Origin of the sequence: Pelomonas sp. Root1444, from assembly GCF_001426885.1 — a bacterium.
Classification (GTDB): Bacteria; Pseudomonadota; Gammaproteobacteria; order Burkholderiales; family Burkholderiaceae_C; genus Pelomonas.
The window spans coordinates 38334-64118 of sequence record NZ_LMFP01000033.1 but is presented as its reverse complement, the minus strand read 5'-3'; the positions used below and the strand labels follow the sequence as shown (position 1 = coordinate 64118).

The following is a 25785-nucleotide window of genomic DNA, read 5'->3' as shown; positions in this document are numbered from 1 at the left end:
CGGCTCAGGCCTTCACCGGGTAGGCGCCCAGGATCTTGAAGAAGGCGCACAGCTCGCGCAATTCCACCAGCGCCGCCGCGACGTGCGGCTGGCTGGGGTGGCCGTCGAGGTCGATGTAGAAGTGGTAGTCCCACTGGCCGGTGCGGGCCGGGCGGGACTCCAGGCGGGTCATGGACACGCCGTGGGTCTTCAGCGGCACCAGCAGGTCGTGCATAGCGCCCGGGCGGTTGGGCACGGAGACGACCAGGCTGGTGCAGTCCCGGCCAGTGGCTGGCGGCGTGGCCATCGTCTGCGGCAGACAGATGACGGCGAAGCGGGTGCGGTTGTAGGCCTCGTCCTGTATGGCGTGGGCGGTGATGTGCAGGCCGAACAGCGTGGAGGCGCGCTCGCTGCCTAGCGCCGCCAGCGCCGGGTTCTCGGCGGCGAAGCGCGAGCCTTCAGCATTGCTGGACACCGCGCGGCGCTCGACATCGGGCAGGTGCTTGTTCAACCAGTTCTGGCACTGGGCCAGCGCCTGCGGATGCGCCAACACGGCCTCGATGCCGTTCATGGACGGCTCCTTGCGCATCAGGTTGTGGCGGATCAGCAGGCTGACCTCGCCGACCACATGGCAGGGCGTGTGCAGGAACAGGTCCAGCGAGCGCGTGACGACGCCCTCGGTCATGTTTTCCACACCGACGACGCCGAACTGCGCGCTGCCGCTGGCAGTGGCGTGGAAGACCTCGTCGAAGTTGGCGCAATAGACGAGGTCGGCGGCGCCGCCGAAGTACTCGATGGCGGCCTGCTCGCAGAAGGTGCCCACCGGCCCCAGCACGGCGACGCGCTGCGGCGACTCCAGCGCCAGGCAGGCGGACATGATCTCGCGCCAGATGGCGGCCACGTGTTCGGCCTTCAGCGGGCCGGGGTTAGCGGCGCGGATCTTGTCGATGACCTGCGCGACGCGGTCGGGGCGGAAGAAGGGCGTGCCCTCGGCGCGCTTGATCTCGCCGACCTGCTCGGCCACGCGGGCGCGCTGGTTCAGCAGCTCCAGCAGCTGCTTATCCAGGCCGTCGATCTGGTCGCGCAGCGCCAACAGCGCCTGGGAGGCGACGGGTTCAGCCATGGCGGGCCTCGAAGTCCTGCAGGAAGGACACCAGCGCCTGCACGCCTTCCAGCGGCATCGCGTTGTAGATGGAAGCGCGCATGCCGCCGACCGACTTGTGGCCCTTGAGCTGCAGCAGGCCGGCCGCCTTGGCTTCGGCCAGGAAGGTTTCGTTGAGCTGCTCGTCCTTCAAGAAGAAGGGCACGTTCATGCGCGAACGGCAGTTGGCGGCGACGCGGTTCTCGTAGAAGGCCGATGCGTCCAGCGCCGTGTAGAGCAGCGCGGCCTTGTCGATGTTGCGCTGCTCGATGGCGGCCAGGCCCCGCTTGCCGGCGTAGTCCAGCTGTTTGACCCACTGGAACACCAGGCCCGCGACGTAGATCGCGAACGTCGGCGGCGTGTTGTACATGGAATGGTTGGCTGCCACCGTCTCGTAGTTGAAGGCCGTGGGGCAGATGTCCATCGCATGGCCGAGCAGGTCCTCGCGCACGAAGACCAGCGTCAAGCCGGCCGGGCCGATGTTCTTCTGCGCGCCGCCAAAGGCCAGGCCGACGCGTTGCCAGTCGATGGGGCGGGACAGCAGGTGGGACGAGCAGTCGATGACCAGCGGCACGCCGTTGGTCAGCCGGGGCAGGTCGTGGAACTCGACGCCGTCGATGGTCTCGTTGGTGCAGACGTGCACATAGCTGGCGTCATCGCGCAGCGTCCAGCCGACCGGGATCTCGCGACCGTTGCCCTCGGCGGCGACATGCACGTCGGCATAGCGGCGCGCCTCGGCCGCGCTCTTGCGCGACCAGGAGCCGGTGACGACGACGTCGACCTTGCCGCCGCGGCTCAGGTTCAACGGCACGATGGCGTTCTCGCCCAGGCCGCCGCCCTGCATGAACAGGATGCGGAAGTTGGCCGGCACGGCCAGCAACTCGCGAAGGTCGGCTTCGGCGCGCTCCAGGATGGCCCCGAACTCCTTGCCGCGGTGGCTCATTTCCATGACGCTCATCCCGCTGCCGCCCCAGTCCAGCATCTCGGCGGCCACCTGGCACAGTACAGGTTCGGGCAGGGTGGCCGGGCCGGCGGAGAAGTTGAACGGGCGGGCTGAGGTCATTGAGATCGGAGGCTATTTCTTCGGTGCGGCGGGCGCTGCGGCCTTGGATGCAGCGGCGGGCGGGGGCTGGATGCCAAGCTGCTTGGCCAGCGAGGCCTGCAGCGTCTTGAGGCGGCCTTCGAGCGTCGGGCCGACCTCGGCCATGACCTTCTGCGCGACGGCTTTTTGCAGTTCGACGCTGGCCAGGCCGAACTTCTGGCTGACCGGCGATTCTGCCCAGGCCACGATCTGCTTCAGTTCGTCCTCGCTGAAGCGTTCGTCCAGCAGCGCCGAAGCCGTCGCCGGCACGGCCTTGGAGATCTTGTCCTTCAGGTAGGGCACGTTTTCCTCGACGAACTTCTTCAGGTCGGCGTCCATCGCCTTGGCGGTGGCTTCGCGCTTCTCGGCGGGCACCTGTTGCAACGCACCGCGGCCAGCCTGCATCAGTTGGGGCAGCGGGCCTTGGACGATGTTGGCGGCGAGGTTTTCGGCCAGAGCCTGCTGTTGGAGCGCCACGATCTTGTCGATCAGCGCCTTCTTGGCGGGCGACGGTTGGGCCAGGGCGGTGCCGGCCGCGAAGGCCAGTGCGAGGGCCAGGCCCAGCTTGCGAGAAGTCATGTCAATCCTTGGGGGCTTCGGGGGTGTCGTTGGTCGGGGCGGCTTCACCGGGGTCGGCGGAGGCGTCCGCCTCGTTGGCGTCGTTCTCGACGATACGCTGCAGGCCGGACAGCTTGCTGCCGTCGTCCAGCGCGATCAGCGTGACGCCTTGCGTCGCGCGGCCGAGCTCGCGGATCTCGCTGACGCGGGTGCGAACGAGCACGCCCTTGTCGGTGATCAGCATGATCTCGTCCTCCGGACGCACCAGCGTCGCGGCGACGACACGGCCGTTGCGCTCGCTCTGCTGGATGGCGATCATGCCCTTCGTTCCCCGCCCGTGGCGGGTGTACTCGATGATGCTGGTGCGCTTGCCGTAGCCGTTGGCGGTCGCGGTCAGCACGCTCTGCGTCTCGTCCTCGGCCACCAGCATCGCGATCAGACGCTGGTCCGGCTCGAGCATCATGCCGCGCACGCCGCGGGCGGTGCGGCCCATCGGGCGCACGTCGTCCTCGTCGAAGCGCACGGCCTTGCCGCCATCGCTGAACAGCATCACGTCGTGGTGGCCGTCGGTCAGCGCGGCGCCGATCAGGTGATCGCCTTCGTCAAGGTCGACGGCGATGATGCCGGCCTTGCGCGGGTTGCTGAAGTCCTTCAGCGACGTCTTCTTGACCGTGCCCATCGCGGTGGCCATGAAGATGAAGTGATCTTCAGGGAAGCTGCGGAATTCGCCGGTCAGTGCCAGCACGACGGTGATCTTCTCACCAGCCTGCAGCGGGAACATGTTGACGATGGGCTTGCCGCGCGAGTTGCGCGAACCCTGAGGCACCTCCCAGACCTTGAGCCAGTAGACGCGGCCGCGGTCGGAGAAGCACAGGATCCAGTCGTGCGTGTTGGCGATGAAGAGCTGGTCGATCCAGTCGTCTTCCTTCGTCGCCGTGGCCTGCTTGCCCCGGCCGCCGCGGCGCTGGGCACGGTATTCGCTCAGCGCCTGGCTCTTGATGTAGCCGGTGTGCGAGAGCGTCACGACCATATCGGTCGGCGTGATCAGGTCTTCGGTGCCCAGCTCCTGAGCGTTGTGCTCGATGACGCTGCGGCGAGCGCCAATCTTGGTCTGGCCGAACTCGGTCTTCAGCTGGACCAGTTCGTCGCTGATGATGGTCGTCACACGTGCCGGCGTCGCCAGGATGTCGAGCAGGTCGGCGATCTGCGACATCACGTCCTTGTACTCGCCGACGATCTTGTCCTGCTCCAGCCCGGTCAGGCGTTGCAGGCGCATCTGCAGGATTTCGCTGGCCTGCGAGTCGGACAGGCGGTAGAGGCCGTCTTCCTGCATGCCGTACTCGGGCTCCAGGCCTTCCGGGCGGAAGGCGGCGCGGCCGCCGGGTGTCTGGCCTTCGGCGCGGGTCAGCATCTCGCGCACCAGCGACGAATCCCAGCTCTTGGCCATCAGCGCCGCCTTCGCGACCGGCGGCGTCGGCGAGGTCTTGATGGTCTCGATGAACTCGTCGATGTTGGCCAACGCCACCGCCAGGCCTTCCAGCACGTGGCCGCGCTCGCGGGCCTTGCGCAGTTCATAGATCGTGCGGCGGGTCACCACCTCGCGGCGGTGCTCCAGGAACACGATCACCATGTCGCGCAGATTGCAGAGCTTGGGCTGGCCGTCGATGAGGGCCACCATGTTCATGCCGAAGCTGTCCTGCAGCTGCGTCTGCTTGTAGAGGTTGTTCAGGACGACCTCGGGCACTTCACCGCGCTTGAGCTCGATGACGACGCGCATGCCCGATTTGTCGGATTCGTCCTGAATGTGGCTGATGCCCTCGATCTTCTTCTCGTGCACCAGCTCGGCGATGCGTTCGAGCAGCGTCTTCTTGTTGACCTGGTAGGGGATCTCGTCAACGATGATCGACTGGCGCGAGCCCTTGTCGATGTCCTCGAAGTGCACCTTGGCGCGCATCACCACGCGGCCGCGGCCGGTGCGATAGCCGTCGCGCACGCCGGCCAGGCCGTAGATGATGCCGGCGGTCGGGAAGTCCGGCGCCGGAATGATCTCCATCAGCTCGTCGACCGTGCACGCCGGGTTCTTCAGCGCGAACAGGCAGGCATCAACCACCTCGTTCAGGTTGTGCGGCGGGATGTTGGTGGCCATGCCGACCGCGATACCGGAGGCGCCATTGACCAGCAGATTCGGCAGCCGGGTCGGCAAAACCAGCGGTTCTTTTTCGCTGCCGTCGTAATTCGGTCCGAAATCGACGGTTTCCTTGTCGATATCCGCCAGCATTTCGTGGGCGATCTTGTCCAGGCGAATTTCGGTGTATCGCATCGCCGCGGCGTTGTCGCCGTCGACGGAACCAAAATTGCCCTGACCGTCCACCAGCATGTGGCGCAGGGAGAAATCCTGGGCCATGCGCACGATGGTGTCGTAGACGGCGGTATCGCCGTGCGGGTGGTATTTACCGATGACGTCGCCGACGATACGGGCCGATTTCTTGTACGGCCGGTTCCAATCGTTGTTGAGTTCGTGCATCGCGAAGAGCACGCGGCGGTGCACCGGCTTGAGGCCGTCGCGCGCATCGGGCAGCGCACGTCCGACGATCACGCTCATCGCGTAATCGAGGTAGGAGCGGCGCATCTCCTCCTCGAGGCTGATCGGCAGGGTTTCCTTGGCGAACTGGGTCATGCGGGCTCGATCTCGCTGGCGCACTACACGGGCGCGGCGTCGTCAGGATGTAGGTGAAAGGCGCAAATTCTACGCGGCGCGCCCCATGTAGCAGCAGCGCAACATCGTCACCATGCCTATGAACGTAGGCCGCCACAATGCGTCCGTCTCGTTGGCCCCATGGCACAATCGTCGAGTCCCTAGGAGAAACCCTAAAGTCTCCTAAGGTTAGAGGTTCGAGTACTGACTCTCGCAGGGCAACTGCGGCATTCCTTGAGAGGAGAATCATGAAGAAATTGAATCGCGTGGCGTCGCTGTTTGCGGTGGCTGCGGTCGCCGTTGCGGCATCGTCTGGCGCGTCTGCGCAAACCATCGACAACTGGCGCGCAACTGACGGCACCGTTTGGAAGAACGGCACCAACGAATACTGCTGGCGCAACAACTTCTGGACGCCGGCCACGGCCGCCAAGGGTTGCGACGGCGAAATCAAGCCGGCGCCCAAGGTCGAGGCGCCTGCTCCGGTCGCTCCGCCACCTCCGGCTCCCGCTCCGGTGCCGCCCAAGCCCGTCACGCCGCCGCCCGCTCCGGTCAGCGAGAAGGTCACCTTCGCCGCCGACGCGTTCTTCGACTTCGACAAGTCGACGCTGAAGCCCGAAGCCAAGGCCAAGCTGGATGACCTGGTCAGCAAGACCAAGGGCATCAACCTGGAAGTCATCATCGCCGTCGGCCACACCGACTCGGTGGGCAGCGATGCGTACAACCAGAAGCTGTCGATCCGCCGCTCGGAAGCCGTCAAGGCCTACCTGGTGAGCAAGGGCGTCGAGCCGAACCGCGTCTACACCGAAGGCAAGGGCGAGAAGCAGCCTGTCGCCGACAACAAGACCGCCGAAGGCCGCGCCAAGAACCGCCGCACCGAGATCGAAGTCGTCGGTACGCGCAACAAGTAAGCTCTGGCGCCCTCGGGCGCTTGATGCAAAAAGCCCCGAACGGCCCGTCCGTCGGGGCTTTTCTTTTTCAATACGCCATGACCATCAATGCCGATCCTCAAGAGCTCGCCAAATTCGGCGAGTTGGCCCACCACTGGTGGGACCCTGAGAGCGATTTCAAACCGCTTCACCAGATCAATCCGCTGCGACTGGGCTGGATTCAACAGCTCTGTCCCCTGGCCGGCAAACGCGTGCTGGATGTCGGCTGCGGTGGCGGCATATTGAGCGACTCCATGGCGCGCGTTGGTGCCAACGTGCTGGGCATCGACCTGTCGACGAAACCCTTGCGCGTGGCCGAACTGCATGCGATGGAAGCTGGGACCGAGGGCGTGGAGTACCGGGAAGTCGCCGTCGAGGCGCTGGCGCTCGAGCAGCCGGCGGGTTTCGACGTCGTGACCTGCATGGAAATGCTCGAGCATGTTCCTGATCCGGCTTCGGTCGTGCAGGCCTGCGCGACCCTGGTGAGGCCCGGCGGCTGGGTGTTCCTATCGACGCTGAATCGCAATGCCAAGGCGTTTCTGCTGGCGATCGTTGGCGCGGAGTACGTGTTGAACATGCTGCCCAAGGGCACCCATGAGTACGCGCGTTTCCTGCGACCCTCAGAGCTGGCCCAGTTCTGCCGCGACGCCGGCCTTGAAACACAAGCCAGCCGGGGGCTGACCTACAACCCGTTGACGCAGCGCTACAGCCTTGGCACTGACACCGACGTCAACTACCTGATGGCTTGCCGGCGGCCGCTGTGAGGCCAACCCCGGCGCGCTGGGCGCATCTGCGGGCGGTGCTGTTCGACCTGGATGGCACGCTTATCGACAGTGCCCGGGACTTGGCGCGAGCTGCCAACGCGATGCGAACGGCCCGAGGGCTGCCGCCGCTGCCACATGGCCAGTACCGACCGCATGGCGGCTCCGGCGCGCGCGGCATGCTGGGCCAAGCCTTCGCCGTTGCCCCGGGGCATGCCGACTATGAAGAACTGAAGCGCGAATTCCTCGACCGCTACGAAGGCCTGATGTACGACAGCACGCAACCATTTGCCGGCATCGTGGCGGAGCTGGCCGGGCTCACCGCAGCCGGTCTGGTCTGGGGCATCGTCACGAACAAGGCCGAGCGCTTCGCCCTGCCGTTGACGGCGGCTTTGCGACTGGGCGCAAGCACCGTCATTGGCGGCGACACCACCGGCCATGCCAAGCCCCATCCCGCGCCCTTGCTCGAAGCTGCGCGTCGCCTCGGCGTCCCACCGCAAGCCTGCCTCTACGTGGGCGACGACGAGCGCGATGTCATCGCCGGGCGCGCGGCCGGCATGGCGACGGCCGTGGCGGCTTGGGGCTACCTCGGCCCGCAGGCGGACCACCGCCAGTGGGGCGCAGATATTGAACTGATCTCGCCGGGCGAACTCTTGAAAGTGCTGGGGCTGGCCTAAAATAGCAAGCTCTGGGGCCGACCTGGTTTCGACGTGGGTGCGGATCCGGAGTAGGGCATGTCGAGCACCAGTCCGCTCGTAAAACCACTGGAAACAAAGTAACTGCAAACGACTCTACGTTCGCACTCGCCGCTTAATTGCGGATGAGCTTCTCAACGGCAGGCCGATGGGCCGGGCTGAGTTCCGCAAGGGGCAAGGCTGAGAAGTCACTCACATCGGCTGGCGTCGCACCGGGTCACTCGGTACGGCGCGAGATCAAGTGACTGGCGGGAAAACTAGCGTGCCACTGCGCGAGTTGACCGTGAGATTCAAATCAGCCGGCTAAACATGTAGATCTGCCCGGTGATGGCTTGCGGACGGGGGTTCAATTCCCCCCGGCTCCACCATCTCATAGTTCGGCACAGTTCGCCGAAGTCCGAAAGGCCTAAGTCAATCAATGACTTAGGCCTTTTTATTTATGCGGGCCTCGGTATGTGGGTGACTTTCCGACATTTGCCCTGATGGTCCCGGGTAATTCGGCTGATCCGAGTGACACCGGGTCGATGCTCCATTCCTTGAAGTCAATGGTTTGCATCGGAGGCCGCAGCGCGTGGCCATTGCAGGGACAGGCGTGCCTGATTACGCACGACGGTGAGTTCGACGCTCGGGCCCGTGGCCAGCATCGACTGCAAGGTCGCCACGTCGTTGATCAATCGCTGCGCCGCGCCGACGATGACGTCGCGGGCCTGTAGTCCGGCGGCAGCACCCGGGCTACCGGCTTCGATGGCCAGCACGATGAGGCCGGTCTTGTCGCCCAGCCCCGCGGCGGACTGCTCTCCCAGGGTTTCGACTGGTTTGAGGGTCAGCCCATGCAGCTGTTGTGCGGCCTGCGGCGGCACGGCTTGGTTGACCTCTCGCTTGGGTACCGGGAATGCAGGCTGCAGGGCCATCGCCTTCAACCGCGCCGGGCGCACGCCGAAATCGTCCATGGGGAAGTTGACGAAACCGATGCGCTCGGCCAGCGCGGCGTTCGTGACCGTGTAGTCGCCCCGGGCCGGCGCGGCAAAGCGCGGGTCTCCGGCCACGGAGTCGGCGTCGGTCCCACGTGCCTGGGCGGCTTGCAGGTCGGCCTCCGCCACGAAGAAATTGCGGTTGACGCTGCGCCCCCAGCGCCTGATCTCAACCGGCTGGTGCGCGCCCATGACGAGGTTGGAGTCGAAGACGTCGCCGCCGTTGTCGAACCACACATGCGGATGGAAGCTGCCGTTGACGAGTATGTTGTTGCGCACGATGCGCTGGAAGCCCTCGCGCAGCTTCAGCCCGCCGGCCAGCATCAGGTTCTCTTCGATGACGTAGTTGGAGGCGCCGTCGTCCAGGTCCACGTCCCAGCCGTGGTCGCAGCGCCAGCGGTTGCGTCGCATGACGATGGGCTCGACGGCGTCCAGCAGCGCCAGCTCGGGGTGAGCCGCAGCGCGGCGGTCCATCTCGGCGCGGTCGGGGTGCCAGAAGCGGTCGCGGCCCCAGCTGTTGAAGGAGCCGTGGTCGCCGGTCAGGCGCACGGTGTCGAAGACGTCGTTGTGGGTGATGCGATGGCCGCCCCAGTTGCCGTCGCCGATGTTGATGCCGGCGCGCGGCATGCGGTAGATGCTGTTGTGGTCGACCGTGATGCGCGCGGCCATCGCGATCTGCACGCCGGTGGCTTGCCGGTCGATCTGGCCGATGTCGTGGATGAGGTTGTCGCTGGCCTCGGAGTTCCTGGGATAGGCGTCGGACTTCGGGCCTGGCGTGCGGTCTATGGCCGCCACCTCCAGCCGCTCGTGGTACTCGAACAGCGGCGAGCGCACGGCCTCCGGGCGGCCGACGAAGGCCACCGCCGTGCCGCCGATGTCATGGATGTGATTGCCCGAGACGGCCACCCGCTGCGCGCGGCCGCTGACGACGACGGCATGGCCGCCGAGGTCGACGAACTCGGAGCCCTCGACGCGCACGTCGCCTGCGTTCTCGATGGTCACGGCGCCGACGCGATGGAACTTCCAGTCCGAGCGCAGCAGCGGCTCGGTGGCCTTCAGGAAGGTGGGCTCGGTCTCCCGAAGCACGAGGTTGCGAACTTGTACATGCTGCACCTGCGCCCGGCGGCCTTCGATACGGATCAGGGCTTCCTGCGCGGTGCCGCGAAAGCCGCGTGCCGGCGGCCGTTCGCCGGCCAGCGGCTTGACGTAGAGCCAGCCCTGCTTGCGGTCGTGGAACCATTCGCCAGGCGCGTCCAGTTCCTCCAGTACGTTCTCGACGTAGCGGTCCTTGTCGCTCGGCGGCATCACGCGGTTGTTGGCCAGTTGCGGACCGTAGTCCAGGCTGCCATCGGGTTTCTTGCCAAGGATCGCGACCTGCAGGCCGCCCCAACCGTAACCGTGCAGCGCGTGGAGCACGGCGCCCTGCGGGTCACGCCAGCGCGCGACGCGCTCGGGTGACGTGGCATCCGCCGCGCCGCCGAAGCCCGGCTGGGCGGGGTCGAAGTTGGGGTATCGAGCGCGCACGAGCAACTGCTGTCCGAGCCACAGACGCTGGAACGACGCGCCGGCGAACCGGGCCCGCCAGAGGCCGTCCTTCCAACGCTCCCAGCGCAGTGCGGGCAACGAGGTTGCGCCGCTCAGCACCGGCTGCGCGCCTGGCGCCGCAGCCAGCACGAAGGGCTCGTCTGCTGTGCCCGACAACGCCTCGTCGATGACGATGGGCGCCGCAAGCTCGTAGCGGCCGGTGGCCAGTTCCACGCGCGTGATGCGCTTGTCGGCACGTGCCCGCTGCAGGGCGGCCTCGAGCGACCTGGCGTCCGTGACGGTCAGTGTCTCGGCCTGCGCGCCGCCGACCAGCACCGCCATCGCGACCAGCACAGCCTTGCCCATCACGTCGCGGGCTTGATGCGAACCATGACCACGCCATGCGGCGCGACCTTGGCGCCGTAGCTGCCGCTCACGCCCTTCGCGACCTTCTTGCTCCACAGGTCCTTCACGTCGGCCTTCTGGTCGTTGGGCAACCCGAGCAGGTCCCAAGTCGCCTTCATGTTGGCCGGCGTCTTGCCACGGTTGAACAGCACCACCGCGTGTTCACCGCCTGCGAGCGGACGCACCCAGACCTCGAGGTCGCCTTCCCTCAAGGCGCGGCTGCCCTGCCTGCCCAGCGGATCCTGGTCGACGGCGATGACGTCCTTGTTGGTGAGGATGCGCAGCGTGTCGGCGTCCATCTTGGACAGGTCGTTGCCGGCGATCAGCGGCGCGGCCAGCATGGCCCACAGTGAGAAGTGCGACTCATATTCGGTCGTCGTCATGCCGCCGTTGCCCACTTCCAGCATGTCGGGGTCGTTCCAGCCGTTGGGGCCGGACTCGCCCGACAGCTCGGCGTTCATGTCGAGGATGTTGGTCATGCCATGCGACCAGCCCTTCTTGCCCTCCCAGGCGTCGTAGATGTCGCCCGTGGTGCGCCACAGATGACCGACGGGTTTGGCCCAGCGGCCAGGCTTGCTGCCGCCCCAATCGCAGAGGGAAAACACGATGTCGCGGCCCGTTTCGCGCAGGGCCTTGGCCATGATGGTGTAGGCCGCCTCGGCGTTGCGGGTGCCGGTGTAGCACCAGTCGTACTTGAAATAGTCGACCCCCCATTTGGCGTACTGGAGCGCGTCCTGGAACTCACGGCCCGCGCTGCCCGGGCGGCCCCAGCAGGTCAAGGCGCCGGCATCGGAGTAGAGGCCGAACTTCAGGCCCTTGCTGTGCACATAGTCGGCCAGCGCCTTGATGCCCGACGGGAAGTGCTCGGGGTCTGCCTGGATGTTGCCGTCGGCATCACGGCTCTTCGCCTGCCAGCAGTCGTCGACGTTGATGTACTGGTAGCCGGCGTCCTTCATGCCGGAGGCCGCCATCGCGTCGGCCTGGTCGCGGATCATCTTTTCGTTGACGTTGCAGCCGTACTTGTTCCAGGAGCTCCAACCCATGGGAGGCGTGGGCGCGAGATTGGGCTTGGGAGCCTCGAGCTTGAGGGTGTCGTGCGCGTGAGCCGGCAGGGCGGCCAGGGCGCCGAGCAGGGCCAGCGTGTGTGCGACGCGTTGGATCAGGAGATGCATGGGGACTCTTTCAAAGTGATGGGAGGAGGAAAACTCATTGGCCGTAGCGGCGGCTGGCCGATGCCAGCGGCCAGTCGTCTGTGCGCAGCGGCGGCAGAGGCAGGCCGTCGCCGCCGACCACATTGGCTTCGCTGGCGTTGTTGACCCAGGCATAGCGCGCGGCCACAGGCGACGGCACAACAGCGCTGCGCAGCACGATGCGGTCGCCGTCGATGCGGGCTTCGGCAGGCTCCCAGCGGTGGTCGGCGCCAGCCAGGAAGAAGCCGCGCAGTGGCTCACCGGCGCGTGCAGTGCGCAGGCCGCCGGCGGTGGTGTCGAAGCGAAGCTCGAATTCGCCGCCTTTGGGCTGATGGCCGGTCAGGCGCGGGCCCGTGGCTGCTGCTGCGCGCAGGCCCAGCTCGTGCATCGCCAGCGCGGCCAGGCGCTGGCCCACGGTGCGCTTGTTGCGGGGGTGGATGTCGACCGCATCGCCCACGTCGATGGCCGTGGCCATGCCGGTGTGAGGCAAGGCCAGGGCTGCCGCCTGGCTGGCGCGCAGTTCGGCCCAGCCGTTGCCGTCGGGCCGGTTCTCGGCCATGGGCCGCCACGAGGCCAGTTGCACGAAGAAGAAGGGCAGGGCGGGGTCGGCGAACTGGGCACGCCAGTCCTGGATGAGGCGCTTGAAGCCGTCGGCATAGGCCGCCGCGCGCCCGGAGTTTTCCTCGCCTTGGTACCAGAGCACGCCGCGTACGGACAGGCCTTGCAGCGGTGCGACGAGGCCGTTGTGGCCCAGGGCCGGGGCGTTGTTCGCCACCGGGCCGCCGGCCGCCACGAGCTTCTCGACGCGTGCCCGCCAGGGGCCGACGAGCGACACGGTGCCGGCCGCCGTGTCCAGGCGCAAGTCGGAGGCCTCGCCGCTGATGCCGCCGCCGCCGCCGGTGTCGGTCACCCGCACGGCGATCCAGTTGGCGCCCGGGCGCAGCAGGCCGGCCGGCAGTGCGTAGCGGCGCGCCTGCTCCCAGCCGCACTGGCCGCCGACCTTCTGGCCGTTGACCCAGACCTCGTCGCAGTCGTCCACCTTGGCCAGATGCAGCTCCGCGGCTCCTGCGGCCTGGGCAGGCTTCAGCTCAATGCGCTTGCGCATCCAGACGACGCCGTCAACATCGGCCAGGCCCTGGCCTTCCCAGTTGCCGGGTACCTGCAGCGCGGGCCAGTCGGCGTCGATGTCGGCAGCGGCAGACCAGCCCGAGGCGTCCACGGCTTCCAGCGGCAGGCCCTTCTGCCAGGCGGCGATGCGGGGCAGCATGCGTTGGCCCAGTGCCGCGGTGAAGGCCGCGTTGTCGGCCGGCAGGGCGCGCACCGCGGGTGCGAGGTCGGGGTCGCGCAGCGCCGCATCGCGGCTCATCCAGGTCTCCAGCATGGAGCCGCCCCAGGCGGTGTTGATCAGGCCGATGGGCACGCCCTGCGCGGCCTGCATCTGGCGTGCGAAGTGGTAGCCGACGGCGCTGAACTCGGCCACGCGGCCAGGCTCCGCAACGACCCACGGCGCGGGCGCGATGTCGGCTTCGGGTTGCACGCTGGCACGCAGCGGCACGCGCAGATGGCGCAGCTGCGCGTTCTGCGGCGAGGCGACTTCCTGCGGGCCGGTGTCGGTCTGCGCGAGTGGCCACTCCATGTTGGATTGGCCGCCGAGCAGCCAGACGTCACCGATCAGCACGTCGTTCAGTACGGCGGTCTTGTCGCCCGTGACGACGAGGCGGTGCGGGCCACCCGCCGGCAGCGGGGCCAGCTGAACGCGCCAGCGGCCGTCCGCACCGACACGCGCCGTGCCGGTGTGACCGCCGAGATCGACGGTCAGGGTCTTGCCAGGCGTGGCCTGGCCCCACACGCGCAGCGGTCGGTCGCGCTGCAGGACCATGTGCTCGCCGAACACCTCGGCCAGGCGCACTTCGGCTTGGGCGGTGGCGGCCAGCAGGGCCAGCAGCAGAGGCAGGGAGGTCTTCTTCTTCATCGGGTTCGTCCTCGTCTCTCGGGGGCCATCTTCAATTCAGGGGTTCCAGCAGTTCCACGCCCAGCGCCTCCAGCTTCAGCGTCTTGTCCCAACGCTGGCCGCCCAGCACGCCCTGCATCGCGCCGCTGATCGGCACGTCCACCGGCGTCCAGTTGGTGTTGACGTAGAGCACGCGGCCGTCGACGGCGCGGGCATACACGCCGTCGGGCGTCTTGGGGCCGGGCGCTATGCCCAGCTCGGCGTAGAGCTGGCGCAGCAGCGGCTTCATGATCGGCGCCTGCGCCGTGGTGGCGACGTAGATGGCCCGGCCCTTGCCGAAGCTGTTGACGGTGATCGCCGGAGGCTGGCGGTCGAAGTTGCTGAAGCGCGCCAGCACCTGGGCGGTGGAAGGCTCGAGCACCTCGAAGTGGTTGACCGTGCTCTTGATCTCCTCGTCGCCCAGCTTGACCGTGCCGATCCAGTCGTAGAACTCGTTGGTGCGCAGGCCGAAGACGTCGGTCAGGCCGGCGGGTTTGGGCGTGGCGTGCCACTGGTTGTTGTCGTCCACCTTGGCCGACTGCGCCGTCATGACGACCGTGCCGCCTTCGGCGACGAACTTGCGCACCGCCTCGGTGGCGGCCTTGTCCAGCAGGTACATGCCCGGCAGGATGATCAGCCGATAGCGGCTCAGGTCCTCGTACGTGAGCTTGATGACGGCTACGTCGATGTTGTCCTTCAGCAGCGGCTCGAAGGCGCCGTGCGCCTGATTGATGTAGGGCGCCTTGATGTACTGGCGCACCGTGTTGCTCGGGCCGTTGGGGCTCGTGGCATGCACGTTGTCGAAGGAATAGGCGATGGCCACCTTCGGCTCGACCTTGCGCGGGAAGCCGAGCTTCTCCAGCTTGGCGTAGTCGCCGGCAATGCGGGCCCATTCGGCGAGCCGCCACGAGGGTCGGTCGTCATGGTCGATCAGGCCCCACAGCGCCTGCTCCTCGCCGCCGAGGTGGCTGTTGAAGGTCCAGGCGAGCGCGGCCTGGCCGCCCATCAGGAGCACGAAGTGCGACCACATGCGTGACCAGCCCTTGCTGCCGTAGGAGCCGGGGCCGCCCGCCGTGAACTCGTTGAACCAGGTGGGCACCGTCATGCCGCCCTTGATCAGCGCCGCCTGCCAGCCGCCGCTGACGGCGTCGCCGGCGTAATAGCCCATCGCGCCGAAGGTGGTGTGATCGCGGTAGCTGCCCAGGTAATCGAAGCCCTTGCGGCCGGACCAGTCCCAGTAGTTGGACAGCACCGGCTTGTCCGGCGTGTGCTTGCGTCGCACCGCCTCCCGGTCGGCCAGCGTGGCGAGGGTCATGTCGGACCAGAAGCGCCGCAGGTCCAGGTAGCGCTCGGCGGGCCCGGGGCCGTCGGCCAGGGGCAGGCGCACCTCGTCCCACCGGCCGATGCGGCGCGACCAACGCTGTGTGGCCCAGGCCTTGTTCAGCGTCTCGATGCTGCCGTAGCGCTTCTTCAGCCATTCGACGAAGCGCTTGCGGTCAGCCTCGGAATAGGACATGAAGCCGTTGCCGATCTCGTTGTCATAGCCCAGGGCGAGCACGGCGGGGTGCTTGGCATAGCGCTTGACCAGCGTGTCGGCCATGCGGGTGGCCAGGCGCCGGTAGTCCGGGTCGGCGGTGTTGTCCATGTAGCGCTCGGCCGGCGCCAGGCGCGTGCCGGCCTGGTTGACGATGTCCACACCGGGGTACTTGTGGTGCAGCCACATCGGCGCCGGCGCACCGGGGATGTCGAGGATGACCTTGATGCCGGCGGCGTGCACCTCGGCCATCACGGCGTCGAAATGCTTGAAGTCGAACCTGCCGTCCTCGGGCTCGAAATAGTCCCAGGCCAGGTCGCCCATGCGGACGACCTTGAAGCCGGATTGCTTCATCAGCGCAACGTCGTACTTCACCTGCGCCAGCGTGCGGTCCACGGGCTGGTAGTTCACGCCCGCGAACAGCTGGCCGGCCCCGGGCCAGTCTGGGCGGCCTTGCGGGCTCTTGGCGTCCTGGGCCAGGGTGGGTTGGAGGGTGGCCAGCGCGAGGGCGCAGGCCAGCAGGGTCTTTTTCAGTTTCATGGTCGGGGTGTCGGGCCTGCTGGCGAGAGAGACGTTGATATTGGAGGACGAGGGCTTCCGGTGCGCGTGATTGCGATCACGCGCAGCGTGGCCGCCTCAGCGATATCCATCAGGCGCAACGCACCAGGCGCGCACCGTGTGGCGGCACGGTCAGCATGCGGGTGCGCGCGGGCAAGTCGGCACGCGCCCAGCAGTCGCGCTTGGCGTCGGGCAGCCAGGCGGGCAGCGAGACCTGCCACGGCGCGTCGCCGGTGTTCAGCCACGCAGCCCAGGTGCCTTGCGGGCCGTTGCAGACGAAGCGGTGGCCTTGCGCAACGCTGTGCCATTCACGCGCACCGGGCACGCGCAGCAGCGCCAGCACCTCGGGGTTGGTGACCAGGCGCAGCGTCCAGTCGTCGAGCTTGCGGAGGTCGTTGCCGAGGATCAGCGGGCTGCGTGCGCAGGTCCAGGCGGTGAGCAGCATCAGCTGCTCGTCACGCGTGAAGCCGCTATCGCGCTCGCCACGGCCTTTCTCGTCGTAGTTGCGCAGGCCGATCTTGCCGACGGGCAGCATGTCGGCATCGGGCCAGGCGCCCGAGCGGGCGTGGGGCGCCCACTTCACGAGGTTCACCAGGTTGTCGCGCAGTTGGGGCCAGGTGTCCCAGAAGTCATTGCAGACCCGCCATTGGTTGGCGTGGGACTGCAGGTGAGCCGCCTGCTCCAGATAAGACGGGCCCGGCGACAGGCTCAGCACCATGCGCCGGCCGGTGGCGTCGATGGCGCGGCGGATGAGCTCCACTTCCTTTGCGTGGTAGTTGGGGGCGGCGATGTCGTCGACCTTGACGAAGTCCACGCCCCATTCGGCCAGCTGGGCGAACCAGGCGCGGTACCAGTCGAAGGCGCCGGCATGCTCAGGGTTGACGCCGCACATGTCGGTGTTCCATGAACAGGTGGAGCTGGCGTTGGCCACCTCGTTGCAGCGGTACTTGCTGCCGGCGATGGGCAGCTCCAAGCCGACCGCCTGGCGCGGGATGCCGCGCATGATGTGCACGCCGAAGCGCAGCCCCATGGCGTGCACCTGGGCGGCGAGCGGTGCGAAGCCGCGGCCGCCGGCCGCGCTGGGGAAGCGGTTGGGCGCCGGCTGCGGGCGGCCGTTGCCGTCCAGCACCAGCGGCGCGAAGTTCCGGTACCACCCCGACGTAGCGCCCGGCTCGTACCACTGGATGTCGACGGTGGCGGTGTCGTAGCCGAAGGGCAGGAAGCGCTCGGCCAGGATGCGCGCGTTGTCGAGGTACTCGGCTTCGGTGACGCTCGCGCCGAAGGCGTCCCAGCTGTTCCAGCCCATGGGCGGCGTGGGGGCCCAGGCGTGGAAGGGCAGGCCGGGCTCGGGGGTGCTGGCGACGGCGGTGTTGGCGGCAGGGGCGGCGGCAGCAGCCGCCGACCCACCGGCCACGGCAGCCAACCCGGCGCCGGCGACGGTGCGCACGAAGCTGCGGCGGGCGGGTTCATCGGGCAGGGCGCCCGTCGATGTTGTCTTGGTCATCAGCGATACGGAAACGAGGGGATGAGGCAATGAGGATCAGTTGCTGTACAGCAGGCCGCGGCCGGTGCCGCTGAAGTAGATCCGGCCATACACGTTCTGGTCGGCCGCGATCACGCCGATGCCGCCGTACTGGTGGGCGTCGTCGTTGAAGCGCGTCCAGGTGGCGCCGCCGTCGTCGGAGCGATGCACGCCCCACACGCCGCCCACCACACCCACGACGTAGACCGCAGCCGAGTACGGGGCGCCGGCTTTCGCCTTGCCCAACGCGATGGCGCTGGCGCCCTGCACCTGGGCCCACTGGTTGCCGGCGAAGATCGAGGCGAAGTTGCTCAGCTTGGTCCAGGTCGCGCCCGAGTCCGTCGAGTGGTAGACGGCGTTACCGTCGGCCAGCCAGAGGTCCCCTTCGGCATTGGGGTTCACCGCCAACGAGTTGTTGCCGAAATAGTTGGGGGCGAGCCCTGCGGCCACCGAGCCGGCGCTCAGTGTGAACGTGTGGCCGCCATCCGTCGACACGTAGACCTTGCCCGGCGTGCCCCACCAGTGGCCACCGGAATCGTAGGCATAGACCTTGTTCGGGTTCTTCCGATCTGCGGCCAGGTGATAGGCGCGGGGGAAGACGGTGTTGACCGCCGGGAGGTTGGTCGGCACCCAGGTGGCGCCGTTGTCCATGGTGTACGACGGCACCGAATTGCCGGGGGCCCAGACCGCCTTGTTGCGCGCGGTGATGGCGATGCTCGCTTCGCCACCCTTGTTGTCCGCGACGCCCGTCGGGTAGGTGGCGAACTTCGCCCAGGTCTTGCCGCCGTCGCCGGACCACATGCCGAAGCCGGTGCTGGTACCGAGGACGACGCCGATGGTGGCCATGTACTGCGGATCGGCCCACGCCATGTCGGCGGCGAAGCCGTTGCTCCAGGTGGTGCCCGGCGTCAGCGTCGGCTTGGTCGCGAGGTTGGTGTGCACCCAGGTGCCGACGTCGCCCGAGCTGTTGATCACCGTGTACGTCGCGCCGGCGGGCGGCGTGGCCAGGCCCAGCACGGCGGTCTCTTCCAGGCCGTCGACCGCCTCGTTCCAGCTCGGCGTGGCCGAGGAGGCGTTGCGGGTTTCCCAAACGCCGCCGCCATGGACGTGCAGCACGCGGTCGGGGTTGGCCGGATCGATCTCGACATCGTCGGGCCAGCCCCAGAAGGAGCCGTCGGCCGGCGTACGCGGCATGGTGGCGGCGATCTCGCGCCAGGTCTTGCCGCCGTCGCCTGACCACTGAATGGCCTGCTGACCGCTGTAGTTGCCCCAGGTGTTGGTCACGCCCAGCGCAATGCGCGTGGTCGCGCCGGCGCCGGAGACGGACAGGCCACCCAGCCCGAGGCCCGTCCCTGTGCCGCCGCTGTTCGGGTCCTTCAGCAGGGTCCAGTTGCTGCCGTCGAACTTGTAGAGCCGCGCGGGCCCGCCTGCGCCTGGACCGGGGTCCTTGGTGAACACGACATAGAACACGCCGTCGGCAGCGCGCACCATGTGCGGGATGTGGTAGCCGGAGACCGGGGTCGCCACCGCGGTCCACGATGCGCCGCCGTCCGTCGACTTGTACAGGTTCGAGGCCAGCCCCGCCGCGGTGACGTAGTCCGGCGCGATGGGCGCATAGATCGTCTGCGTGGCAGTGCCGGTGCCCTTGGTGCCGGTGTCGTAGACGACCGTCTCGACGCCCATCGCCGTGCCGCCGTTGGCGTTGATCTGGTCCTGCGTCATCTTGAGGGACGACAGCGACGCGACCTGGGCCCAGGTGAGGCCCGAGTCCGTGCTCTTCCACAGGCCGGCCGTGCGCGAGCCGTAGAACAGCGTCGACGGCTTGTTGGGGTCCACCATCAGGCGTTCGCCGATGGCCCGGCCGGGGTTGTTGCCTCCCAGTGGGAAAGGCAGGCCGACGTAGGTCCAGTGGTCGCCACGGTCGCTGGAGACGTACAGGCGGCCGTTGCCTTCAGACACGTACATGCCGGTGGCCATGTAGACGAGCTGGTCGTTGTTCGGATCGACGGCCATGCTTTCGACCCCGTGGTACCGGGCCTCCGCGGCACCGAAACCCAGGCCATCGGTGATGGGCGTCCAGGCCGACGTGCCCTGATTCCAGCGGTAGGCGCCCCCGATGTCGGTGCGCGCGTACAGCAGGTTGGCGGTGGTCGGGTGGAAGACGAGGCCGGTGACGTAGCCGCCTCCGCCCCACTTCACGCTCGCCCAGGTGGTGGCCTCGGACGGTGAGGGAGCCGGAGCCGGAGCGGGAGCGGGAGCCGGAGCCGGAGCCGGAGCCGGAGCGGGAGCGGGAGCGGGAGCGGGTGCCGGCGTGGCCGCGGGCGCCGGTGCGGCTGTCGGCGCGGCGCCACCGCCGCCGCCGCAGCCCGCCACCAGGGTCGCGGTGACGAGGGAGAGAACGGTGAGTTGTTTGCTGTATCTCATGGGAAAACGGTGTTCGGGTGATTGATGGCTCGGCGCGGCGACGCTGATCACGAGGCAGGGCGGGCGTTCATTTCTTGCACAACACGCTGATGGCGTTGGGGGCGGTGGCGGTGATCAGGCCCAACCGATAGGGCAGCTCGATGTACTCGTACGTCTTGCCAGGTTCCAGATCCAGGCCTTGGTAGAGGAACTTCAGCGGCTGGCAGGGGTCGATGCTCAGCGTCTGGTGGACGCCGTCACGGATCAACTCCCCGTGGGAGACGCCTTCAGACCAGATCCGGCCGTCGAACTTGACGTTGTCCGTGCCGGCGAACAGGTTCATCGGGGCGCCGGCGACGGGCTGCCAGGTGCCGTCCAGGCGATCGGCCGTCCACGCCCGGAAATACCGGCCCTTGGGCCCCATCGCCTCGATCAGCGTCAGGTACTGGTTGGTGCCGGTGATCTTGTAGGTGTTGCTCGCCTCGAACAGGTCCTCAAGCTTTTCCTTCATGACGACGACCGGCTCGGCGAAGCCCCGAGGGAAGCTTTCGATCGTCGTCTCGCCGCGGTAGAAGCTGCCGTTGTCGCCGGTGAAGAAGAGATGGCACTTCCTGTCGTCGCAGATGTTCCAGAAGTCCAGCCACGTCGCATTGCCCTCAGCGTTCTTGACGCTTGCCGGCACCGTTGCGTAGAAGGGCTTCGGCGCCGTCCACGACAGTGGGTCGGCGATGTTGCTGCTGGTGGAATACAGCGGGTCGCCGCCCTGGTAGATCAGGTACCAGAGCTTGTGCGGCGCGAAGTAGAAGACCTGGGGTGCGGCGCGGTAGCCGGGCCCCATGGGGGACTTGTCGAGCATGAACTGAGGGGCCGTGGGCGCCTCGGCCCAGCTGGCAAAGCTCGTATAGGCCAGGCCCCAGCCGTTCTTTCCGGCCGTGGTCATGAAGACGTGGTAGCGGCCGTCGTGGTGGACGACGGTCGGGTCCTTGACGCCGAAGATGTCCGTCCGATCGGCCGGCGGCTTGACCAGGGGCTCGCTGGATTTCCATTCAAAAGCTTGGGCCGTTGCTGGCGCCGTGCCGCCGGGGGCTGGAGTGCCTGCGGTGGGCGCGGGCGTCGTGTCGCCGCCCGCGCTGCTGCCTCCGCCTCCGCCACCGCAACCTGCCAAGAGGACGGCTGCGAGGCCGGCCGCGAAGGTCGAAATGACGATGAGTCGTTGACTGCACTTGCTCATGAAGGAAAACAGCATGGAATCGTTGATGTCAGCGCGCGGCGGCACCGATCACTTGGCAGGCCATGGCTCCAGCACCACGGCGGCGCCGCCCGCCGCGGCCAGCGACAGGCTCAACACGTCCTTGCGGGTCACCTTGCGTTCGGTGCGGCGCACCTCGCGCACGACCTCGCCGTCCTGCCAGATCGTGGCGCGCCAGTTGCCAGCGGGCAGGAAGCCCAGCGACACCTTCTCGGTGCGGGCCTGGTCGCCCGTCATGGCGCCGATGTACCAGGTCTTGCCCTGGCGGCGCGCCAGCACGATGTCCTGCCCCGGCTCGCCGGAGATGAAGCGGGTCTCGTCCCAGGCCGTGGGCACGCGCTTGATGAAGTCGAAGCCGGGCTCGCCGCGGTAGCTGGTAGGGTCGTCGGACACCATCTGCAGCGGGCTGTCGTAGACGACGTACATCGCCAGCGCCTGGCCGCGCGTGTTCTGCACCAGCGGCATCTCTGCGCGCACCTCGAAGGTGGCCGGCGTCGCGTTGCGGAAGCCGCCGGGCGTGTAGTCCATCGGGCCGACCAGCATGCGCGTGTACGGCAGGGTCACGTTGTGGCTGGGGGTGGTGCGCGTGGTCATCTTGCTCCACTCCGCGCCCAGCACACCCTCCTGCGTGATGTAGTTGGGGAAGGTGCGCTGCAGGCCGGCGGGCACGTAGGCGCCGTGCAGGTCCAGCAGCAGCTTGCGCTTGGCGGTGGCGGCGGCGATGCGTTCGTAGAAGTCCACCACCTGCTGGTCGTCACGGTTCATGAAGTCGACCTTGACGCCCTTGATGCCCCAGCGTGCGTAGGTGTCCAGCACCTCGTCCATGCGCGCGTCCACATGCACCCAGTGGGCCCACAGCATCAGGCCCACGCCCTTGGCTTCGGCGTAGCGCACGAGTTCGGGCATGTCGATGCCTTTGGCTGGGCGGGTGATGTCGGTCTCGGGGCTGGCGTCGCAGCAGCCGCCGGAACCCCAGGCCCAGTTGGCGTCGATCAGGTAGTAGGGGAAGCCGGACTCGGCGGCGAAGTCGATGAAGCGCTTGTACGAGCCCATGTCGGGCTTCATGCCGACCAGCGGGCCGGACCACCAGTCCCACGCCGCCTTGCCGGGCTTGACCCAGCTGAAGTCGCCGGTCGGTGCCGGGTTCAGGTTGCCGACGAGATGGGACTCGATCAGCTTGCCGGCCTGGTCGGCCATCATCACGGCGCGCCAGGCGGTCGTCAGGCCGCCCGTGGAGGTGAAGGCGGGGCCTTGCCGGCCGGGCACGGCAGACAGGCGCACTTGCAGCGCGGCGCCGTCGCGCCACAGCGACGCACCGGTGTAGCCCTTCAGGTTGGCCTGTGTGATGGCGTAGTGCGTGCGGCCCGAGGGCGTGGCGCAGACCACCGGCACGTCGTAGGCGACGCCTGGCTTCAGCTGCGAGACCTTCAGGCGCGCGAACGCCTGCTCGTGCGAACCGTCAGCCGGCGTGACCAGGCATGACGGATCGCCGGCCGGCACGAAGGCCGTGCGCTCCCCACGCAGGCTGACCGGCGCGGTGCCGTCCAGCCGGTAGCGGAAGGCGATGCCGTCGTCGTAGGCGCGCACGTCGACGAAGAGGCGGCGGCCGCCGCCGGCCTCGCGGAAGGCCAGCGTTGCGCCGCGGTAGTGGTCGCGCGCGCTCGCCGCCTTCGTCGCGACGAGTGAGATGACGCGGTCCTCGACCTCGTCATGGCGCGACTCCAGCGTCAACGCGCCGAGAGCTTGGCCGTCGAGCTCCAGCCCTAGGGGGGAGGGCGCGATGACGGCTTCGCCGTGGCGGCTGATGCTGAACTGGCTGCCGTTGTCGGCGATGCGCAGCGCGACGCGGCCATCGGGCGAGGTGATGACGGCGTCGGCCGCGTGGGCGCCCGAGGCAGCCAGGGCAAGCGCGGCGACGGCGAGGTGGATGGTGGTGGTCTTCATGGGGATGTGTGGCTGTGTTGGTGTTGGAGAGCGTTCATCCAAGGCGTACTTCGACGGCGCGGCCGGTGTAGAGCACCTCGCGCAGCGGTGTGGATTGCAGCGTCGGCCCGCTGTTGCCGATGCGGTGGATGCGCAAGCGCTTGGTCGTGCGCATGCCCGCGAAGCGCCCGTTGCGCGCCGCCAGGCGCAGCACGCCGCGCTTGTCGTCCCAGGTCATGCGGATCACGCTGAGCCCGCCCTTCTCGTAGGCGTAGTCCAGGCCGCCGTCCTCGTAAAGGTTGAAGGCGCCGTTGGCGCCGGGCACGACGTAGAGGTCGAGCACCTCACCGGTGGCTTCGGCGGTGGACTGCAGCACCGGCCCGAGCGGCAGGATGCTGCCGGCGCGCAGGTGCAGGGGCATGCGCTCCAGCGGCGACGCCACGTCATGCGTGCGGCCGCCCGCGCGCCGTTCCCCTGTCCAGAAATCGACCCAGCCGCCGGCAGCCTGCGGCAGGTACACCGGCCAGCTCGACACGTCGGGCGCCAGGACCGGCGCCACATGCAGCGCGCGGCCGAACATGTAGCTGTGCGCCTGGTCGAGGGCCTGCTCGTCCTGCGGGAAATCGAACACGAGCGGCCGCATGATCGGCGCGCCTTTGGCATGTACCTCGTGGGCCAGGCTGTAGAGGTAGGGCAGCAGCTGATAGCGCAGCTCCAGGTACTGGCGCGAGACCGTCTCCACCGTGTCGCCATAGCGCCAGAACTCGGTGTTGGTCATGTAGCCATGCACGCGCTGCAGCGGCAGGAAGGTCGCGTACTGGAACCAGCGGATCAGGCGCTCGTGGTAGGCCTTGTCGGTGTACTGGCCGTCGCCCGGGCGGAAGAAGCCGCCGGCGTCGACCGTCCAGTAGGCATAGCCCGCAGCGGCCATGTTCAGGCCTGCTGGAATCTGCCGCTTGAGCGTGTCCCAGTCGTTGCCGATGTCGCCCGACCAGGTGGCCGCGGCATGGCGCTGCTGCCCAGGGAAGGCCGAGCGCGTCATGATCATCACGCGCCGGTCAGGGGCCGCCTGGCGCTGACCCTCGTAGACGGTGCGCGTGACGTACCACGGATAGGCCAGGCGCACCCGCTCACCACGGCCCGCGGCCGTACGCCGGCCCACCAGGTCGTCGTTCTCGGGCTCCGTCGCGTCCTGCCACCAGGCGTCGATGCCGAGCTTGAGCAGGCGTTCGCGCTGGTTGTTCCAGTAGAAGGCGGCGGCCTTGGGGTCGAAGAAGTCGACCCAGTCGGTCTGGTCGATGTAGTGGCCGGCGGCTGCGGTGGCGCGGCCGAGCTCGGTGTCGCGCGCGATCTTGGCCCACACCGACAGCATGAGCCGCCCGTTCAGGCCGTGCACCTCGCGCACCAGCGCGGCGGGGTCGGGGTAGTGGGCCTCGTCGAAGCGCATCGCGTTCCAGCCGTGGCGGCCCCAGTATTGCCAGTCCTGCACCATCACGTCGACGGGCAGCTTGCGGCGGCGGAATTCGCGCAGCGTGTCGACGATCTCCGCCGACGAATGGAAGCGCTCGCGGCAGTGGATGTAGCCATAGGCCCAGCGCGGCATCACGGGCGTGGCGCCGGAGATCTCGCGGTAGCCCTCGAACACCTCGTCCGCGCTGGGGCCGGCGATGACGACGTAGTCGATGGCGTCGGCCACCGGTGAGCGCCATGTCGTGCTGGCGCGCACGGCGCCAAAGCGCAGTGAGGGAGAGTCGTCCTTGTCGGCGTTGACGCGCACCTGATGCTCGCCCGCCGGCAGTTCGACGACAAAGCCGACCGTCGGCGGCAGCCAGTGGTTCGCGATCTCGACGCAGGACTTGCCGTCGATCTCCACCGAGTGGCGCGAACCCATCGCGCGGCCGACGTCGAGGAGGAAGGCGAAACGGCCGGCCGCCTCCGTCTTGAACGTGCCTTCAAAGCGCGTCAGGTTTCGCACGACCTGCGCATTGCCCGTGGTCGTCGTCACATCCACGACTTCGGCCTTGCTCTCCGATTTGGCACGACTCAGCACCACCGACTGCTCGGGCGTGTTCAGCTCGGCCATGCCGTTGTTGTGCCAGAGCAGGCCATAGCCGCGGCTGGACAGCATGAACGGCAGGCTGATCTGCGTGTTCACCTGCGTCAGGCGGCGCGGGTGGCCGCGCAGGTCCATGGCCCCGTCCTGGAAGCAGCCGGTGCCGTAGAGCCGCTCTCCGGCGGGTGACTCGAACACCTGCTCGGCGATGAACACGGGCTCGTCACCCAGCCGCGACGGCGTCAGCCGCCGGGTGCCGGGCGCTTCACTGAGCAGCAAGGCGCCTTTGCGGTCGAAAAAGCGCAGCGCGCCGGTGCCGTTGTCCACTTCGCAGCGGATGCCCGGCAGTTCCAGGCGGTTCGCGTCCGCGCTCGACGTCTGCTTCATGAGGGGCTTGGCACGGCCGGGCAGCAGCGCGAGGCTTGGCGGCGGCGCCTGCGTTGCGGCCTGAGGCGGCAGGAAGCGCACGCGCAGCGCCCGGTCGCAGAGCGCGCTGATCCGCAGCGTGCCCTGGGGCGTCGTCAGCACCCATTCCGGGGCTAGCGATGGCTGCGCGCGGCGGGCCGCGGCGCCCTCAGGCGCCAGGTTGCCGGTGGCGGCGTTCGCCACACTGGAGGAAGCCATCGC

16 protein-coding genes and 1 other RNA gene are annotated in these 25785 nt (G+C 68.0%); 4 read left to right on the top strand and 13 right to left on the bottom strand.

All coding sequences use genetic code 11. The features are described 5' to 3' along the window. Positions 1–4 precede the first annotated feature (4 nt). From pheA to gyrA, 4 genes are read right to left on the bottom strand one after another with little or no spacing between them, the layout of a single operon-like run. Complete coding sequence (pheA, locus tag ASD35_RS25750; RefSeq protein WP_056877819.1) at positions 5–1102, bottom strand: prephenate dehydratase; 1098 nt, start codon at positions 1100–1102, stop codon at positions 5–7. After that, positions 1095–2183: a 3-phosphoserine/phosphohydroxythreonine transaminase gene (serC, locus tag ASD35_RS25745; RefSeq protein ID WP_056877818.1), complete on the bottom strand. Its 1089-nt coding sequence runs from the start codon at positions 2181–2183 to the stop codon at positions 1095–1097. Before serC ends, pheA begins: the two co-directional genes overlap by 8 nt. A gap of 12 nt (positions 2184–2195) precedes the next feature. Further along, positions 2196–2780, bottom strand: coding sequence for a DUF2059 domain-containing protein (locus tag ASD35_RS25740; protein WP_056877817.1), 585 nt, complete (start codon positions 2778–2780; stop codon positions 2196–2198). Between the two features lies 1 nt (position 2781). Next, the gene (gyrA, locus tag ASD35_RS25735; RefSeq protein WP_056877816.1) at positions 2782–5436 is read right to left on the bottom strand and encodes a DNA gyrase subunit A; all 2655 of its coding nucleotides are present in this window, start codon (positions 5434–5436) and stop codon (positions 2782–2784) included. A gap of 266 nt (positions 5437–5702) precedes the next feature. On the opposite strand from gyrA, the gene ompA reads away from it, so the two are divergent. The 4 genes from ompA (at position 5703) to ssrA (ending at position 8204) form a co-directional block, all read left to right on the top strand. Beyond that, the gene (gene ompA / locus ASD35_RS25730; RefSeq protein ID WP_056877815.1) at positions 5703–6362 is read left to right on the top strand and encodes an outer membrane protein OmpA; all 660 of its coding nucleotides are present in this window, start codon (positions 5703–5705) and stop codon (positions 6360–6362) included. 77 nt (positions 6363–6439) lie between these two features. Next, entirely contained in the window at positions 6440–7144 is a 705-nt protein-coding gene (gene ubiG / locus ASD35_RS25725; protein WP_056877814.1) for a bifunctional 2-polyprenyl-6-hydroxyphenol methylase/3-demethylubiquinol 3-O-methyltransferase UbiG, read from the top strand. A 35-nt stretch (positions 7145–7179) separates the two neighbouring features. After that, entirely contained in the window at positions 7180–7818 is a 639-nt protein-coding gene (locus ASD35_RS25720) for an HAD-IA family hydrolase (RefSeq protein WP_056877813.1), read from the top strand. Positions 7819–7831: 13 nt separating this feature from the next. Then, positions 7832–8204: a transfer-messenger RNA gene (ssrA, locus tag ASD35_RS26870) on the top strand. A 174-nt stretch (positions 8205–8378) separates the two neighbouring features. Here ssrA and ASD35_RS25715 read toward each other — a convergent pair. From ASD35_RS25715 to ASD35_RS25675, 9 genes are all read right to left on the bottom strand, one after another. After that, the gene (locus ASD35_RS25715; RefSeq protein ID WP_056877812.1) at positions 8379–10697 is read right to left on the bottom strand and encodes a PDZ domain-containing protein; all 2319 of its coding nucleotides are present in this window, start codon (positions 10695–10697) and stop codon (positions 8379–8381) included. Next, positions 10697–11908: a glycoside hydrolase family 27 protein gene (locus ASD35_RS25710; RefSeq protein ID WP_056877811.1), complete on the bottom strand. Its 1212-nt coding sequence runs from the start codon at positions 11906–11908 to the stop codon at positions 10697–10699. Before ASD35_RS25710 ends, ASD35_RS25715 begins: the two co-directional genes overlap by 1 nt. 34 nt (positions 11909–11942) lie before the next feature. Further along, entirely contained in the window at positions 11943–13898 is a 1956-nt protein-coding gene (locus ASD35_RS25705) for a sialate O-acetylesterase (protein WP_056877810.1), read from the bottom strand. Positions 13899–13929: 31 nt separating this feature from the next. Further along, positions 13930–15990, bottom strand: coding sequence for a beta-galactosidase (locus ASD35_RS25700; protein ID WP_056877809.1), 2061 nt, complete (start codon positions 15988–15990; stop codon positions 13930–13932). A 109-nt stretch (positions 15991–16099) separates the two neighbouring features. Then, positions 16100–17512, bottom strand: a complete 1413-nt coding sequence (locus ASD35_RS25695; RefSeq protein ID WP_200956112.1) for a glycoside hydrolase family 27 protein — start codon at positions 17510–17512, stop codon at positions 16100–16102. A gap of 36 nt (positions 17513–17548) precedes the next feature. Then, positions 17549–19729, bottom strand: coding sequence for a hypothetical protein (locus ASD35_RS25690; protein WP_056877808.1), 2181 nt, complete (start codon positions 19727–19729; stop codon positions 17549–17551). A gap of 292 nt (positions 19730–20021) precedes the next feature. After that, positions 20022–21179, bottom strand: a complete 1158-nt coding sequence (locus ASD35_RS25685; protein WP_200956110.1) for a non-reducing end alpha-L-arabinofuranosidase family hydrolase — start codon at positions 21177–21179, stop codon at positions 20022–20024. Positions 21180–21212: 33 nt separating this feature from the next. Next, the gene (locus tag ASD35_RS25680; protein ID WP_056877807.1) at positions 21213–23126 is read right to left on the bottom strand and encodes a glycoside hydrolase family 97 protein; all 1914 of its coding nucleotides are present in this window, start codon (positions 23124–23126) and stop codon (positions 21213–21215) included. Positions 23127–23160: 34 nt separating this feature from the next. Next, positions 23161–25782: a TIM-barrel domain-containing protein gene (locus tag ASD35_RS25675; protein WP_056877806.1), complete on the bottom strand. Its 2622-nt coding sequence runs from the start codon at positions 25780–25782 to the stop codon at positions 23161–23163. Positions 25783–25785 lie beyond the last annotated feature (3 nt).